Source organism: Hafnia sp. HMSC23F03 (genome assembly GCF_001816025.1).
Taxonomy (GTDB): Bacteria; Pseudomonadota; Gammaproteobacteria; order Enterobacterales; family Enterobacteriaceae; genus Hafnia; species Hafnia paralvei.
Genome location: NZ_KV824242.1, coordinates 73,091 through 89,063 on the forward strand (window position 1 = coordinate 73,091; position 15,973 = coordinate 89,063).

General features: G+C 48.8%; 17 protein-coding genes. 3 read left to right on the plus strand and 14 right to left on the minus strand.

Annotation, left to right across the window (positions count from 1 at the left end):
* Positions 1-307: 307 nt before the first annotated feature.
* Positions 308-1,648, minus strand: a complete 1,341-nt coding sequence (gene pmbA, locus HMPREF3091_RS18925) for a metalloprotease PmbA (RefSeq protein ID WP_008815237.1) — start codon at positions 1,646-1,648, stop codon at positions 308-310.
* Between the two features lie 341 nt (positions 1,649-1,989).
* Here pmbA and HMPREF3091_RS18930 point away from each other — a divergent pair, with 341 nt between their 5' ends.
* The 3 genes from HMPREF3091_RS18930 (at position 1,990) to yjgA (ending at position 3,264) form a co-directional block, all read left to right on the plus strand.
* Complete coding sequence (locus HMPREF3091_RS18930; RefSeq protein ID WP_070717994.1) at positions 1,990-2,169, plus strand: type II toxin-antitoxin system HicA family toxin; 180 nt, start codon at positions 1,990-1,992, stop codon at positions 2,167-2,169.
* Between the two features lie 22 nt (positions 2,170-2,191).
* Positions 2,192-2,602, plus strand: a complete 411-nt coding sequence (locus HMPREF3091_RS18935; RefSeq protein WP_004097419.1) for a type II toxin-antitoxin system HicB family antitoxin — start codon at positions 2,192-2,194, stop codon at positions 2,600-2,602.
* 104 nt (positions 2,603-2,706) lie between these two features.
* Positions 2,707-3,264: a ribosome biogenesis factor YjgA gene (gene yjgA / locus HMPREF3091_RS18940; protein WP_004097417.1), complete on the plus strand. Its 558-nt coding sequence runs from the start codon at positions 2,707-2,709 to the stop codon at positions 3,262-3,264.
* Between the two features lie 80 nt (positions 3,265-3,344).
* Here the strand turns inward: yjgA and HMPREF3091_RS18945 are convergent, their stop codons facing one another.
* The 13 genes from HMPREF3091_RS18945 to HMPREF3091_RS19005 all read right to left on the minus strand — a co-directional run bounded on the left by HMPREF3091_RS18945 (position 3,345) and on the right by HMPREF3091_RS19005 (position 15,964).
* Entirely contained in the window at positions 3,345-3,623 is a 279-nt protein-coding gene (locus HMPREF3091_RS18945; RefSeq protein ID WP_004097415.1) for a barstar family protein, read from the minus strand.
* 5 nt (positions 3,624-3,628) lie between these two features.
* Positions 3,629-4,087 (minus strand): ribonuclease, encoded by a 459-nt coding sequence (locus HMPREF3091_RS18950; RefSeq protein ID WP_070717996.1) that lies wholly within the window; start codon positions 4,085-4,087, stop codon positions 3,629-3,631.
* A 259-nt stretch (positions 4,088-4,346) separates the two neighbouring features.
* Entirely contained in the window at positions 4,347-5,837 is a 1,491-nt protein-coding gene (locus HMPREF3091_RS18955; RefSeq protein ID WP_070717998.1) for an NAD-dependent succinate-semialdehyde dehydrogenase, read from the minus strand.
* A gap of 318 nt (positions 5,838-6,155) precedes the next feature.
* A complete protein-coding gene (gene dbpA / locus HMPREF3091_RS18960; protein ID WP_070718001.1) occupies positions 6,156-7,535 on the minus strand; it encodes an ATP-dependent RNA helicase DbpA in 1,380 nt (459 codons plus the stop codon).
* 213 nt (positions 7,536-7,748) lie between these two features.
* Complete coding sequence (locus HMPREF3091_RS18965; RefSeq protein WP_004097394.1) at positions 7,749-8,012, minus strand: YdgH/BhsA/McbA-like domain containing protein; 264 nt, start codon at positions 8,010-8,012, stop codon at positions 7,749-7,751.
* Positions 8,013-8,355: 343 nt separating this feature from the next.
* Positions 8,356-8,916 carry a C40 family peptidase gene (locus tag HMPREF3091_RS18970; protein ID WP_070718003.1) on the minus strand — a complete coding sequence of 187 codons (561 nt, stop codon included), beginning with the start codon at positions 8,914-8,916 and terminating at the stop codon, positions 8,356-8,358.
* 282 nt (positions 8,917-9,198) lie between these two features.
* Complete coding sequence (gene araD / locus HMPREF3091_RS18975) at positions 9,199-9,894, minus strand: L-ribulose-5-phosphate 4-epimerase (RefSeq protein WP_004097392.1); 696 nt, start codon at positions 9,892-9,894, stop codon at positions 9,199-9,201.
* Positions 9,888-10,760, minus strand: coding sequence for an L-ribulose-5-phosphate 3-epimerase (locus tag HMPREF3091_RS18980; protein WP_004097391.1), 873 nt, complete (start codon positions 10,758-10,760; stop codon positions 9,888-9,890). Before HMPREF3091_RS18980 ends, araD begins: the two co-directional genes overlap by 7 nt.
* Positions 10,757-11,416 (minus strand): 3-keto-L-gulonate-6-phosphate decarboxylase UlaD, encoded by a 660-nt coding sequence (gene ulaD, locus HMPREF3091_RS18985; RefSeq protein ID WP_070718006.1) that lies wholly within the window; start codon positions 11,414-11,416, stop codon positions 10,757-10,759. Before ulaD ends, HMPREF3091_RS18980 begins: the two co-directional genes overlap by 4 nt.
* A gap of 13 nt (positions 11,417-11,429) precedes the next feature.
* Positions 11,430-12,956 (minus strand): FGGY-family carbohydrate kinase, encoded by a 1,527-nt coding sequence (locus tag HMPREF3091_RS18990; protein ID WP_070718009.1) that lies wholly within the window; start codon positions 12,954-12,956, stop codon positions 11,430-11,432.
* Positions 12,957-13,028: 72 nt separating this feature from the next.
* Positions 13,029-14,366, minus strand: coding sequence for an MFS transporter (locus HMPREF3091_RS18995; RefSeq protein WP_070718012.1), 1,338 nt, complete (start codon positions 14,364-14,366; stop codon positions 13,029-13,031).
* A gap of 119 nt (positions 14,367-14,485) precedes the next feature.
* Entirely contained in the window at positions 14,486-15,457 is a 972-nt protein-coding gene (locus HMPREF3091_RS19000; protein WP_070718017.1) for a DUF4862 family protein, read from the minus strand.
* Between the two features lie 39 nt (positions 15,458-15,496).
* On the minus strand, positions 15,497-15,964 hold the full coding sequence (locus tag HMPREF3091_RS19005) for a NanQ anomerase/TabA/YiaL family protein (protein ID WP_070718020.1): 468 nt from the start codon (positions 15,962-15,964) through the stop codon (positions 15,497-15,499).
* Positions 15,965-15,973: the final 9 nt, after the last annotated feature.

Here is a 15,973-nt window from a genome sequence, read left to right on the forward strand (position 1 = left end):
ACGGGCGGACGAAAACTTTCACCATTTTTACATAGAAAGGTTCTGACGCATTTTCGTGTTGAAAGAATACATTCTAGAACCGCCATCAGGGAAGATGACGGTAGGTCGAGGGCGTACAGGATGTGCGCTCTGAGACCGGTCGGCCAAGCGACGCGGTAAAAAGCGCGAGAGTCGAGAGGTTGCGCGCTGGCAACCCCTCGTCGGACGCCTACGCCAGCGGTGTCATGGACACATAAATGCTAACGGGCGGACGAAAACTTTCACCGATTATGCATAAATTCAGACGCTAGATGAAATGTATATCCCTCTACTCTCCGGCTATCTTCATTGCTTCTAGCAGCGCAGAACCACACTGAATATTGCTGCGGAGTTCAATATCATCGCCAAGGGTGACCAGATTCGACCACATATCTTTTAGGTTACCCGCAATCGTCACTTCGCTGACCGGATATTGGATTTCGCCATTCTCGACCCAGAAACCGGCCGCACCACGGGAGTAGTCGCCGGTGACACCGCTTACGCCTTGCCCCATCAGCTCAGTAACCAAGAAGCCAGTACCCATTTTTTTCAGCATATCTTCGAAGCCTAAACCTTGCCCTTTGATACGCCAGTTATGGATCCCACCAGCATGCCCAGTACTTTGCATACCCAGCTTACGCGCTGAATAGCTGGTCATCAGCCAAGTCTGTAATACGCCATTTTCCACAATATTGCGTTCAACGGTACGTACACCTTCGCTATCGAAAGGTGTAGAAGCCATCCCTTTCAGCAAATGTGGCTGTTCGTTGATGGTTAACCATTCAGGCAGAATTTGCTTACCTAGACTGTCAAGCAAGAACGTCGATTTGCGATACACACTGCTACCGCTGATCGCGCCGACTAAATGGCCAAACAGACCAGTTGCCACCTCAGCCGCAAACATGACTGGCGCTTCCATCGTCGGCAAGCGGCGTGGCGCCAAGCGGGAGAGCGTGCGGCGCGCGCACTCTTCCCCTACCCACTCAGGGCTTTTCAGATCGTTGATGTCACGAGCGATGGTATAGGCATAGTCACGTTCCATATCGCCGTCATGCTCGGCGATAACACAGCTAGAGAGCGAATGACGGCTGGAGCTGTAGCTTTGCAGCATACCGTGGCTGTTGCCAAAAACTTTAATGCCATAGTGGCTGTTAAAACTGCCGCCTTCGGTATTGGTAATACGCGGGTCAAATTTCAACGAGCTCTGCTCAGCGCGCGCTGCCAGTTCAATGCCACGTTCTGCATCTAATTCGGCAGGATGAAACAGATCGAGATCCGGCGCATCAAATGCCAGTAACTCTTTATCTGCAGGACCGGCAAAAGGATCGGGTGAGGTATAGCGTGCAATATCCAGCGCAGCCTGTACGGTACGGGCAATGGCGTCTGGGCTAAGATCCGTTGAGGATGCACTCCCCTTACGCTGCTGGTGATAAACAGTGATACCTAAAGCGCCATCGCTGTTGAATTCAACATTTTCAACTTCACCAAAACGAGTACTGATGCTAATGCCCGTAGTTTTGGTGACGGCCACTTCGGCGGCATCTGCGCCGGCTTTAGCCAGTTCTAACGCCTGTGCTACGGCGTTTTCCAGCGTCTTGCGTTGTTCTGCAACCTGAGTGATTACTTTCATCAATCTGCCATAATTATCAGAAATGGATTAAACCACCGGCGCAATCATCGCCGTAGGCCGTTATAATTGGCACCTAAACTGTGCCAGTTTCTAAAACTAAATTAACTCTGAGTTTATCAGGAACTGAGATCAATTTCGCACAATCGCTGAAACCCACGCAAAACCGCCAACGCTTACAGATCATAGACCGTATAACTTAGACAAAAACAAAATTAAGTGGGGTTCTTTACCTCAAGATCGCATTCACTACTCACTTTTAGACGCGGCTACACGACGATAAATTGTGTTAACCAGCTCGCAGGGTTATTATAACCCTCATATTTAGGGAGTCAGTGGCTATAATGAATAGCAGGATGCTGATCGCTGAAATCATGGCTGACGGATGGATTCTTAAAAGGGTGAAGGGAAGCCATTATCACTTCACTCACCCCAACAAAACGGGGCTAGTGACGATTCCTCATCCTAAAAAAGATCTCCCCGCCAATACCGTAAAAAGCATCCGGCAACAGGCTGGGCTTTAGCTTCACCACCAAGAGGTTTCCTATGCTTTATCCCATTGCTATTGAATCCGGAGATCAACACCATGCTTACGGTGTAACCGTGCCTGATTTACCGGGGTGTTTCTCTGCCGGTGATACGCTCGATGAAGCGATAGCTAACGCCAAGCAAGCAATCATTAGTCATATTGAATTGCTGGTTGAAATGGAAGCCGATTTTCCAATGCCATCAAAAATCGAAGATTTATCAAACAAAGCTGAATATCAGGAATACATCTGGGCTATCGTCGAGGTTGATGTTACTCGCCTCATGGGCGGCGCAGAAAAGATTAACGTCACGCTCCCTAAGTCATTGATTGCCAGAATCGATCGCGTCGTTGCCTTACATCCTGAATATAAAAGCCGATCCGGTTTTTTAGCTCAGGCTGCGCTCGAACAAGTAACAGTGATAAAATAGAAACAAATTTGCGATAGACATGATCTCCTTAATTTCATGTAAATCATTCAACATGAATCCTGCACAACCTGATAGGATTAGCGTCTTTTTTTAAGGAATCAGATATGCAGAAGCATCCAGACGAAGACTGGTTAGACGAAGTACCCGAAAACGATATTGATAAAGACGAAGATGACGAGATCATCTGGGTCAGCAAAAGCGAAATTAAACGTGATGCCGAAGCCCTGAAAGATCTGGGCGCAGAGTTGGTCGACCTAGGCAAAAATGCGCTGGATAAAATCCCGCTGGATGCCGATCTACGTGCCGCGGTTGAATTGGCACAGCGTATCAAAAAGGAAGGCCGTCGCCGTCAGCTACAGCTGATTGGGAAAATGCTGCGTCAGCGTGATCCTGAGCCAATCCAGATTGCATTAGATAAGCTCAACAACCGCCACAACCAGCAGGTTGCTCTGTTCCATAAATTAGAACAGATCCGCGATCGTTTGATCGACGAAGGCGACGATGCTATCTCGCTGGTTCTGGAACTCTATCCGCAAGCCGATCGTCAGCAACTACGCTCGCTGATCCGTAATGCGAAAAAAGAGAAGGCTACCAATAAGCCGCCAAAGTCAGCCCGCCAGATTTTCCAATACCTGCGCGAACTGTCTGAAGAAAGCGAGTAATGGCGCCCCTGCCAGTGCATCTTTCAGCGTACATTTGGCGCTGAAGGCTGCACTGTTGCAGCCATATGTAAATCGACGGATTAGACCGTCTTCTCCAACATATTAAAACGCAGCGCCCCTTCGAGTTCCTCTTCCGCCTCTTCAAAAAGCAGAACCAACGCAGCAAAGCGGCGTTTTTTATGGCCGTTAAAATTGACGAAATCGATCTCGACCGGAAGTTTTATGCCCCCCGTCACCGCGTCCCACAGCGCATCTAGATTGTTACCAAATTCGCTATCAAGGGAAAATTCATGGCTAAACTGACGATAAAAAGCCGGAAGATCGGCGATATGATTAAAATCGAATTTAACTTTATTCATGCTGATCACTCCATTTTTGTGAACGTGCGATAGTGATCTCGCGTTATATAAATCAGTCCATCGTTAGAGTAGATCAGTCGATCTGCCTGACGACGTCCGCATTGATAATTGATATCGGCTTCTCGCCACACGCGTTTGGCTTTTTGCGGTAAACGCTTTTCGCGATTAGAAAAACGATCGCCACCAATCGCTCTACCAGGAACCGCGCTACACAGATTCCCCGCACTCGCATCCCAACCTTCCGCTCTTGCCTGTTTTTTCGTGATATAAAAATCAGGTAGACGTTGATGTTCTCGCAGATAACTCACTACGCGATCCTGCTGTGTTAACTGTTCAATACTTTCTGAAGTAGAAACCGAAGCCGACTTCCCTTCATTACTGCTGACGGCAGCTTGGCTATTCAGAAACGCCACTCCGCTCAACGCTAGAATGATCAGTAACCCTGTCCATAAACGCTTTGCCATACACCCTCACCAGACCATTGCTTAAAGGTTTGAAACACGAATAACGGCGAAAAATGAAACAAAAATGAACCCACACTTTTTATTTTTGGCTGCCAGATAACTGGCAAGGATTCAAAGCTGCATTTACAGCCTTCGTACTTATCATAATCGCTGAATAGGGAAACACCAGTAGGGATAAGCTGAACAAATAGGAAAAACCATCAGAGCGAGGCCAAAGTGGGTGAATACTCAACAAAAAGAGTATCCACCCATCAACGGATTAGAGATTTCCGAGGTGTAGTGTTTTCACTTCCATGAATTCCTCAAGGCCCAGCGTTGAACCTTCGCGGCCTAAGCCAGACTCTTTTACGCCGCCAAACGGAGCCACCTCAGTAGAAACCGAACATTCGTTAATGCCGATCATGCCACTTTCCAACAGCTCAGATACGCGGAAAACACGTGATAGGTTTTGAGTATAGAAATAGGCCGCCAAACCAAATGGCGTATCGTTAGCACGCTTGATCACTTCCTCTTCCGTTTTAAAACGGTAGCAGGCCGCAACAGGTCCAAAAGTCTCTTCCGAGGCCATTAACATATCTTCGTTTGCTTCAGCAATCAGCGTTGGCTGGAAGAAGTTACCGCCCAATGCATGGCGCTGACCACCTACCACCACTTTTCCGCCGTTTTCCAATGCATCTTTAACGTGCTGTTCAACTTTATCGACACCCTTCTCGCTCACCAATGGACCAACGCTAACGCCTTCATCCATGCCGTTACCAACTTTCAGCTTACGAATTTCATCGGCTAAGCGGCTTACAAACGTGTCATATATGCTGTCATGCAGATAAATACGATTAATACACACGCACACCTGACCCGCATTACGGAATTTGTTCGCCATGACACCTTTGATAGCAGCATCTAAATCCGCATCTTCAAAGACGATGAATGGCGCATTGCCCCCCAGCTCCATGGACACTTTCTTCATCGTTTCCGCAGCGTTACGCACTAAGGTTTTACCGACGCCCGTCGAACCGGTAAACGAAATCTTGCGCACGTCTTTGCTCGCCATGATCGCATCGCTGATAGCTAATGTATCGCCTGAAACCGCGTTCAACACGCCATCGGGAACGCCTGCTTTTTGAGCCAATGCCAGCAAGGCAAACGCACACAGCGGAGTTTCATTGGCTGGCTTAATCAGCCCAGTACAGCCAGCCGCCAGAGCCGGACCTAATTTGCGCGTCAGCATTGCCAGTGGGAAATTCCACGGCGTGATCGCCGCCACCACGCCAATAGGTTCACGCGTCGCCCAAATACGCGATCCCGGTTTTACCGGTGGAATGATCTCGCCATTCGCGCGTTTGGCTTCTTCGGCAAACCACTGAATGAAACTCGCCGCATAATCCACTTCGCCCATCGCTTCTTTTAAGGGCTTACCCTGTTCTGCGACCATCAATTCAGCCAAGAAAGACTTGTTTTCAACAATCAGCTGATACCAGTTTTGCAAAATTTCAGAGCGCTGCTTGGCAGTCGTTTTGCGCCAAGCGGGCAATGCTTCACTCGCTGCGCGAATAGCTGCCTGAGTCTCTTTCTGTCCTGCATTGGCGACTTTAGCTACCACTTCACCCGTTGCAGGGTTTGTGACTTCATAGGTATCCGAGGCGTCCTGCCATTGACCGGCAATAAAATAGCCAGTTTTAAAGAATTCATTTTTCTTAAGTTTTTCGTGTAATGGGTTCACTTCAGCCTCCGGAATCACAGCGGTACTCATCGATACGTCGTTCTATGAGTGGTAAATAAAATGCACACTTGAAGAGTATAGAGGAAGATTTTTGAGGTGGGGGAAATTCACTGTATCAGTTTATACAACAAAAAATGGCACCCGCTAGGTGCCACTGGTGACTGGCTGCGACTGATGTGGTGGCACAGGACAGGACTTCGTGGCCGACTCAAGATTATCGCCCAATGAAGGAGAGAATATGGAAAGCGCAACCTAATGGCTGTTTGCTAAAAGAGATTCTGGTTGGAGATACTGAAGAAGAATAGCCCCGTAGATGAACTACGGGGCTGAACGCATACTGATAAAAACTTACTTATAAATCCTAACCTTGCAGCTTTTCCCTTTAATTTTACCTTCTTGCAGCTGCTTATAGGCTTTTTTGGCAGCCGCTTTGCGAATGGCGACATAAGCGTGGATCGGGAACATATCAATTTTGCCGACATCGGCAGCGGTTAATCCCGCATCACCGGTAAGTGCACCTAAAATATCGCCAGGACGGATTTTCGCCTTGCGACCACCGTCGATGCACAACGTCACCATTTCCGCCTCAAGAGGTTTCATCGGCGAAGCCATCATTTTATCTGCAGACAACCAGTTCGGCTTCAGGCCAATATAATCTTCCAACGCATGTGCTCGAACCATTTCAGATGGCGCAACAAAGCTAACGGCCAAACCTTTCTGGCCCGCTCGCGCAGTACGGCCAATACGGTGAACGTGAACTTCCGGATCGAAGGACAGCTCGTAGTTCACAACCATTTCTAACTCTTTGATATCCAAACCGCGCGCAGCGACGTCAGTCGCGACCAGCACACGGCAGCTACGGTTAGAGAATCGCACCAAAACCTGATCGCGTTCGCGCTGTTCTAAATCGCCGTGCAGTGCCAATACGCTGATATTCTGCCCAGACAACGCGTCATAAACGTCTTGGCAATCACGCTTCGTATTACAGAACACCACGCATGAGGCGGGTTGCAGATTGCTGAGCAATGCCTGTAGCAAAAGCAGTTTCTCACCACGTGACGTTTCATAAAACTGCTGTTCAATATCGGGCAATGCAGAAACATCGCCCGTTTCAATCGTGACGGGCTCGCGCTGAACGCGGGCGCTAATGCGCTCAATACCCTGCGGATAGGTCGCAGAGAACAGCAGCGTCTGACGCGTGGTGGGCGTATAGCTGATCACATCATCGATAGCGTCTGCGAACCCCATATCTAGCATGCGGTCAGCTTCATCCAGCACCAGCACTTTCATTGCATCCAAACTGACGCTTTTCTTGCGCAGATGCTCTTGGATACGTCCCGGCGTACCCACCACAATGTGTGGCGCATGGACTAACGAATCCAACTGATGGCTGATGGGCTGTCCGCCGCACAGGGTGAGAATTTTGATGTTCTGAGTGAAACGGGCTAGACGGCGCAGCTCTTTGCTAACCTGATCGGCCAGCTCACGGGTTGGGCAAAGCACCAGCGCCTGAGTCGTAAACTGCGTGACGTCAATCTGCTGGAGCAGACCAATACCAAAGGCTGCGGTTTTACCGCTACCTGTTTTGGCCTGCGCCCGAACATCGCGGCCTTCCAAAATGGCGGGTAATGCAGCGGCCTGCACGGGCGTCATGGAGGCATAACCAAGTTCAGCGAGGTTTTCAAGCTGCGCTGCTGGCAGCGACAGGGAAGCAAAGGATTGGGTCACAACAGTTACTCTAATCAGGCAAATAAAATAGGGAGGAGCAAGTTTGCTGTTTTACTCGGTCATTCGTTCATAACGACAACAGACTTGTACACATAGGGGCACATAATAGCAGAGAAGCACTTAGGCGAGCAGAAGTAAAAATGGGGTACGCTGTAAGATGAGAAATTGCGGGGAGACCCCCGCAAGATATTATAGCGTTATCGCGTGATATGCTTATTTATACACTTCTGCCGTAGCACTGATTTTGCCATGCTCACGTCCGGCAATAATCACGAAGTATTTTCCGCCTTTCTCATCAGCCAGTTTAGACAAAGCCTCTTTGGCATCCATTGGCGACGTGGTTTCAGCAGTCGTGCTTACTGTACCGATTTTCGTATATTTTGCTGCTTCATCTTTGGTGATTTCCTCTGCTGCCAAAGCGCCAAAAGATACTGAACTCACCAGAATCGCTGCTGTAATCGCTTTAATTGCTTTCATGAATCACTCCTTGTTGTTTGTAATCGGATGTAACAACTACAGAATTAAAGGTAGTACAGATTCAGGAATGTCGCAGAATAATGCTGACTTATTGTAAAGATTTAAGATAAATCTCGCTTGCACGCGCCGGTCAGCGCAGAAGATAAGAGTTGGGAAACCTCCCCGTAGAAGGGAGGTTTAAAGCCAATTATTAAAGTTCTTTACCATTGGAACGAATCACTTTTTGATACCATTCAAAGCTCAGCTTTTTCTTATGCGTCAGATTATTTTCGCCAACTGCAACCAGTTTCAATTTAAACTAAGAGTGTGAGAACGATCGAAAAACTAAAAGAATACGAGAGGATTAGATCACACGAACAGACGTTTCGTAGCTACGCTGCCAATAGTTTTCATCGAGACGTGAAGTGGTGACTCCCATACTTTTGGACGCATGAATAAACTGCCCATTCCCGACATAAATCCCTACATGACGCGTCACACTCGATGTTTTAAAGAAAACTAAATCGCCAATTTTTAGCTGTTGCTTAGAAATCTGATTTCCAGAGTGAATTTGCTCAGAGGTCGTGCGCGGTAAATTTATCTTCAGTTGACTCAGCACGCGGCGTGTAAACGCAGAACAATCAATCCCATATTTGGAATCTCCGCCCCAAAGGTATTTAACACCTTCCCAATGACGATAATTCTGCAAAATAACATTCTTTACCATGGAGTTATTAACATCGCGGACGCCCGAATTATTCACACGAGCAAAATGCATCACCGCTTTAGAATGGTGTGGAATTTTCGGTGTTTCCAGCAATTTGTCACTTTTAAAATAGCTGGGCAAATCAAAAGCTGAAGCCACCTGAACGGTAAACGTCCCTAGGCAAAAAATAACGGCAAGGGTAAGTTTTCGAAATAACATGTATAAGCATCATCGCAGAAGTGCAAAATTTTCCATCGTGAGTACAACCAAGCGGCGATCTGCGGGTATTGACCTGCAATCGCATCCTTAAGCTGGAAAGAAAATAGACATCACTGCGTGGTGATTCAACTGAATTGATATGTAAGTTATGCTTACAAGTTAAACATATTTTTTATGTATAGATAATTTCCCTTACGGGGGCATCAGTTACACTAAGACTGAAATGTTAAGAAATAAATATCATAAAAAAAGCCTCAAATGAGGCTTCAATCAAAAGCAATTTTATTGCCCATAATAAGCATTAGCACCGTGCTTACGCAGATAGTGTTTATCTAATAAAGATTGCTGCATCGCCGAGATCCCCGGTGTCAGTTGACGTGAGAAAATGCCCATATAGGCACACTCTTCTAACACGACGGCATTGTGTACCGCATCGGCAGCATCTTTACCCCAAGCAAACGGACCATGGGAATGCACCAGCACCGCGGGTACCTGCATAGGATCGATGTCACGCTGGGTGAACGTTTCAATAATAACTTCGCCGGTTTCATGCTCATAGTCACCCGCGATTTCCTCACGTTTCATCAGGCGCGTGCAGGGAATCGGGCCATAAAAATAATCAGCATGAGTGGTACCCCAAGCCGGTAAATCGAGACCCGCCTGTGACCAGATAGTGGCATGGCGCGAATGGGTATGAACAATGCCGCCAATATGAGGAAAAGCACGATATAGCGCCAAATGAGTGGCGGTATCCGAGGAAGGCTTTTTATCCCCCTCAACAACGTTTCCGCTGCTGAGATCGACCACCACCATATCTTTGGCTTGCATACCATCATATTCCACGCCAGAGGGTTTGATCACCACTAGCCCAGATTCGCGGTCAATCGCGCTCACGTTTCCCCACGTGAAGGTGACTAAATGGTGTTGTGGCAATGCCAAATTTGCGGCTAAAACCTGTTGTTTCAATTGTTCTAACATACAAAGTCTCCCTCAAGCATGCGTGCTTCGATCCACTGACGAGCCTTAATAATTTCCAGCACCGGCTCCTGCGCTTTTTCAGTCCACATTTCAATCAAGAATGAACCGCGGTAGTTCAGCTGTTTAAGCGTTCTAAATATCCCCACAAAATCCACACATCCCTCACCAAACGGCACGTCACGGAATTGCCCTTGGCTGCTTGCCGTTACGGGATAAGTGTCTTTCAAATGGATTGCAGCAATACTGTCGATGCCTAACGCGAGTTCAGCCGACACATCGTTGCCCCACGCGCTAAGATTTCCTACGTCGGGATAAACGCTAAACCATGGTGAAGAAAGCAGTCGATCCCACTTTTTCCATTTGGTTATCGAGTTCATAAACTCGGTATCCATAATCTCGACCGCCAGCATGACCTGCGCCCCCGCCGCCTGCTCCACTGCCCACGTTAGCCCTTCGGTAAAACGCTGCAGTGTCCCTTCATCCTGCTCCTCGTAATACACGTCATAACCCGCCAACTGGATGGTTCGAATCCCCAAATCCCGCGCTAGATGGATGGCTTTCGTCATGATTTCCCGAGCCTGCTGGCGTACGTTTTCATCATGGCTGCCAAAAGGAAATCGACGATGGGCTGAAAGGCACATGGACGGAATGGCAATGCCGCTCTCCAACATCGCACTCACTAAAGCACTGCGCTGTGCGGTACTCCAATCAAGACGCGCCAGCCTCTCATCGGTTTCATCCACTGACATCTCAACGAAATCAAAACCACAGCTTTTGGCCAGCGCCAAACGTTCTGGCCAGCTCAACGTTTTTGGTAGTGCTTTTTCGTAAATACCTAGCGGATGCACTCTCTTGGCGATGTTCATGCCCTTTCCCCCCAAATCGCGTTGATTTGTTGATGGAATTCCTGTGCAACCTGTGCCGGATTCGTCGCCTCAGACAACGCTCGGCCGGCAATAAACGCCCTAACGGAAATATCGCTGAATAGACTCAGATCCTGCGGAGTAATGCCACCGGTGATCGACAGCTCCAGCCCAAGATCGGAAAGCTGCTGCATTCGATCCAGATCCTGCTGACTCCAAGATTGCCCGCTGGCCTGAGCATCACGTCCGCGGTGATAGATCGCCTGCCGCACGCCCGCTGCGCGCCATGCTTTAGCGTCGTCTAGCGTCCAGTTACCAAAGAGCTCAATTTGTATTTCACCACCGCGAGATTGTGCAATCTGATGTGCTTTCACCACCGTTGCCAGCGGAGCGGCACAAATCACCGTCATCCAATCGGCTCCCGCATTAAAGGCTTCTGTTGCCAACGTTTCTCCAGCGTCGGCCACCTTAAGATCGGCAACAATAGTGTGCTCAGAGCAAAGCTGGCGCAGCTGACGTACGGCTTGCAGTCCCTCGCTAATACATAAAATCGTACCGGCTTCGATAATATCCACGCTGTTTTTCAGCGCGTTCACACTCTGCAAAGCCGCATTCAGGCTCGTATGATCTAACGCCAGTTGGAGCAAAGGTCGGCTCATAATGGGTAACTCCTTAGGACTTATTCAAAGATGAACAGCGCACGTGATAGGTCTGTAGCGCTTCAATCAGATATTGGTAACGGGTGAATTTATGTTGATACGCAGACCAAGCATCAGCGTCGGGTTCAATGCGCTGAATATCATGGCTAAGCTGGCCTTGCGCCTGCTTGAAATCCGAATAGACGCCGCAGCCCACCAAGGCGGCCAGCGCTGCGCCTAAACAGCCCGTTTCTTCAACCTGTGGCAGTTCAATCGGCAAACCGCTCACGTCGGCCAGCATCTGCATCCAAACTTTTGAATGCGCGGGGCCACCGGTAACTCGCAGTTTTTTCACCTGAGTAAAACGCTCACGCATTCGATTCAGATGGGTCATATGGCTAAATACCACGCCTTCATACACGGCTTGAAGCAGGTGCCCACGGTGATGCAGCGACTGCAAACCATAAAAGCCGGCAGTCATATCCAATCCCGCATTGCTGCCGTATAGGAAAGGTAAAAACATCACGTCACTGCCCGCTTTAGGTAAGGCGGCAACCAAGCGATTAATTTCCTCAAAACCGAGGCCGCCAAGCTGCTGGGTGAGCCACTCCAAATTGGCTGAAGAGGTCGGACTCGCTTCATGGACAATGTAGTTTTTTGCGTCTGAATTCTGGGCGTTGGCATAGCGTCCATATACGTATGGATGCGCTTCGTGTTGGCAGATCTCGGGCGCCAAACCGCTCGTCACGGCCCAAGTCCCCATCACCGCATTCAGCGTAAATTCGTCCTGTAACCCTGCGCACAACGCGGTAGAAACCACATCAAACAGCCCTCCCACCACAGGCGTTCCCGCGCAAAGCCCGGTTTTTGCCGCAACCTCCTCGGTCACTCGGCCACCTATTTCCGCCGAGCCCACCACGGGAGGAATAGCGGAATTGATCTCTGAAATGCCCAGTAACTCGGTGAGTTGCGGGTCATAGCCTCCCAAAGTCATGTTGTAGAGGTTAGATTCAGAAATATTGGTTTCTTCGCAGGCTCGCTCTCCAGTCAGACAAAAACGCAGATAGTCATGCGCCATCATTACCGAGCCAATCTGTCGGTAGCGTTCCGGCTGATGGAGTTTTACCCAGCGCAGGAGAGAAACTGGATGTCCTGTCCATAGCGTTTGCCGAGTCAGCGGATACAGCAATTCAGGCAGCCCATCTCTTTGCCACTGCGAGACCACTTCGATTGCACGCCGGTCTGATGAAAGCATCGCATTACCGAGTGGTTTTTCATTTTTATCCAGCAGGAACAATCCTTTTCCCTGAGCCGAGATCCCAATCCCTTGGACTTGCTGACCGCTTACTCCGCTTTGGCGTAGCACATTCGCGATGGTGTCGATGCAGGACTGCCATAGCGCAGACATATCACGCTCCGCCCAACCCGGATGTTCGCTGATGACCGGCAGCGCTTGACGGCTGATGCACAACTCTGCGCCTTGCCTGTCGTATAAGCCCGCTTTGAGGTAAGTACCGCCGCAGTCAATCCCCAGCCAATATTCAGTGGATGTCGCGTTCATAGTGATTCCTGTTATTTACACAATGACTTCTGCTCAATCAGCCTCCCCTGATAAGGAGAGGCTTGAGACAACTTATGCCGCCGAGCGCTTTCCTTTCGGCAATTGCGCAGTAGATTGCGTCGGCACATCACATTTGGCGGGTAAAAGCAGAGCCAACAGTGCTGCCAGCGCGAGCGATAGCGCCAGACAATAAACACCTGCATCTTTGTTGTAATAGGTGATCAAAAGTCCCACCGCATAAGGCCCGCAGAAACCGCCCAAGTTACCCAGAGCGTTAATAACACCACGAGCACCGCCCGCCATTTCCGCGCTAAACAATTTGGCTGGAATAGTCCAGAACACACCAGCAGCCGATTGCAGGAATACGCCGCAGCCCACCAGCATGGCGTATGACCACCAGATATGCTGTTTCAACGTAACGGACAGGAACATGCAAACCGCAAAGCCGAGCAACGGTAAAAATACGAACAGCTTGCGTTTGCCAGTGCGGTCAGAAAGTGAGGAGAATAGGAACATGCCCGCCATTGCACCGATATACGGCAGGATTGCCAACATGCCGACCTGTCCCATAGAGGTGTGAGTCAGCTCTTTCAGAATGGTTGGAAGCCACAGGGTGTAGCCATAAATACCGGTTTGATAGAAGAAGTTCAGCGCAATGAGTTGCCACATCGTTTTGTCCGATAGGACTGCACTCAATGAAGCATTCTTCACCTCTTTTCCGGCAATGGCGCGCTGTTCTTCCGCCAAGGTGTTAATCAGCCAGGTTTTCTCTTTTTCTGAGATCCAACGAGCCTCCTGAGGTCGGTCACATACGGCAACCACCCAAAGCACCAGAACCGCGATCGACATCAAACCTTCGATAATGAACAGCCAGCGCCAATCGAGTGCGGTGATAATCCAGCCAGAAAGCGGCGCAGTAATAATCCCCGCAATCGGCACAAACATAATCACAATGGCGTTCGCGCGGCCTCGCTCGGCATCGGGAAACCAGTTGCTGATCATCGTTAACACCACCGGCAGCATGCCCCCTTCGGCAACCCCCAATGCGAAGCGCAAAAACAGCAACTGATACTGATTTGTCACCAAGCCCGTTAATACCGAAATAACGACCCACGCCACCAGCGACCAGCCAATAAATTTCTTACCACTGCCGTGTACCGCAATTTTCCCACCGGGTACCTGTAGGAACAGATAACCAATAAAGAAAATACCGCCCGCCAGCCCCGCCATGGATGCGGTAATACCAAGATCGGCATCCATACCTCCCGGCATGGCAAAGGCAATATTCACCCTATCCATATATGAAATAATACAAGCGATTAAAATCGGAGGAATAATTCTCAGCCAGCGCTGACGTGGAATATCCTCGGGAATATTATTTTTATTTAGGGTATCAGAGTTAGAGTTCATAACTTCACGCCTTAATCATTATTGATACGGCCCATGTACATAAATACACAGATTTTCCCTATAAAAGGGTTTATTCGGTGAAGACTTGGCTTAATTAATCCATTAAAAAAGATTAAGTTTTAATTTTTACTGGCGATATTTAACGCCTTAATTCCATCGCGTAAAATGGCAATCCGGTGTTCTACGCTAGCCTGAGGATCAATTTCTAATAATTTAATCCCCGCAAAGCTCAATGAGTCGAGTGGCGCCGCGTTAAACATCTCCGCCGCTAATGCCACCGTCATTAAACTTTCAACACAATGAACCTCGGCCCCTGAGAATGGTGCAAAAGGTGCATGTAAATCTTGCCAGTCACCATAAGCTCCGCCGCAGGTCGTGCCAGAGAACATCAACGCTTTAAGGGCACCGCTTTTCTGGCTTGCACGGAGATGCTGCATAGGTAATTCGGTATTGCGGCCTTCGATAGCAGAACGTGCCCAGTTAAGCGCCACGCCGACCTCTTTACCGAGCTCTGACTTCAGGCAGTCAATAACCGCAATTTCCTGTTCTAATGGCAGAAAACCTTTGCGTGCATCTGGGGTATTCATGGCATCACAATGTTCAATCACCAACTCGCACGGCCAGTCCCAACTGACGATTTGCCGCATCGAATCGGCAAAACACTCTGCGGCTAGCACCACATCACCTGAGCCTGCTAACGGTGCCGATTGGATTTCCAAAGCCAGAACCTTCTGCATTCCAAAGCGGTCGTTAGCACGATTGATTTTATCCAGTATGTGCCGATAGTAGTCAACGCAGGCCAAGCGTTGTTCTGTATCGCTCGAGGCTAACCCAAATCCAGAATTTTTACCGCGACGGCGCATGGTTTCCATCACCGCGGTGACAACAATTTGCCAATCCGATGGAATATGCTGGAATAAATAGTCGTCACCGTACGGATGGAGATCTTCCAAGCAGGGCTGCTCAATGCCGCGAATACCTTCAATATCAGCTAATCCACGCCAGAAGGCGCTTTCCAGCGCCTCTTCTCGCTGATGAAATGAAGGCGCGCAGGGATACGCCCCGACGATAAAGCCGTTATTCTGTTTCATAGAAAATTATCCCTTAGTGATGGCAATAATGACTTCAATTTAATTCAGCGCAGTTAATGCCACTTTCACAACAACTTTTCGAATCGGAGTTGCTTTATTTTTAATGCATGCAGGGCGATGAACATCTTGTGGAAAAAAGATAGCGTAGCTTCCAGGTGTCATCGTTATTTCAGATTCGTTTTCAACGCCGTGATAAAAAATAATATCTCGCTCAGCCAGTAATGATTCTGATATTTTATTATTTTGGCGATCGGCCGCGACGCCGATAATTTCCTCTCCCCACGCGAGAAATTGAATATCGATATAGCGCCGATGCACTTCAGGGCGATTCTCTGCTTTAGGTCGTGTAGTCATATCAATAATTTGGGCATAAATATCACGCCCGTCGATTTCAACTTCGCCCGCCTCCCGTTGGCTAAAATCCGTGGAACGCAAAAACTGTAACGCTCTTTGGATAGCCTCCGGCAGCTTGCAGGGATTTTCATTGCTTATATGGCCAAATATCATCGTCTTTTA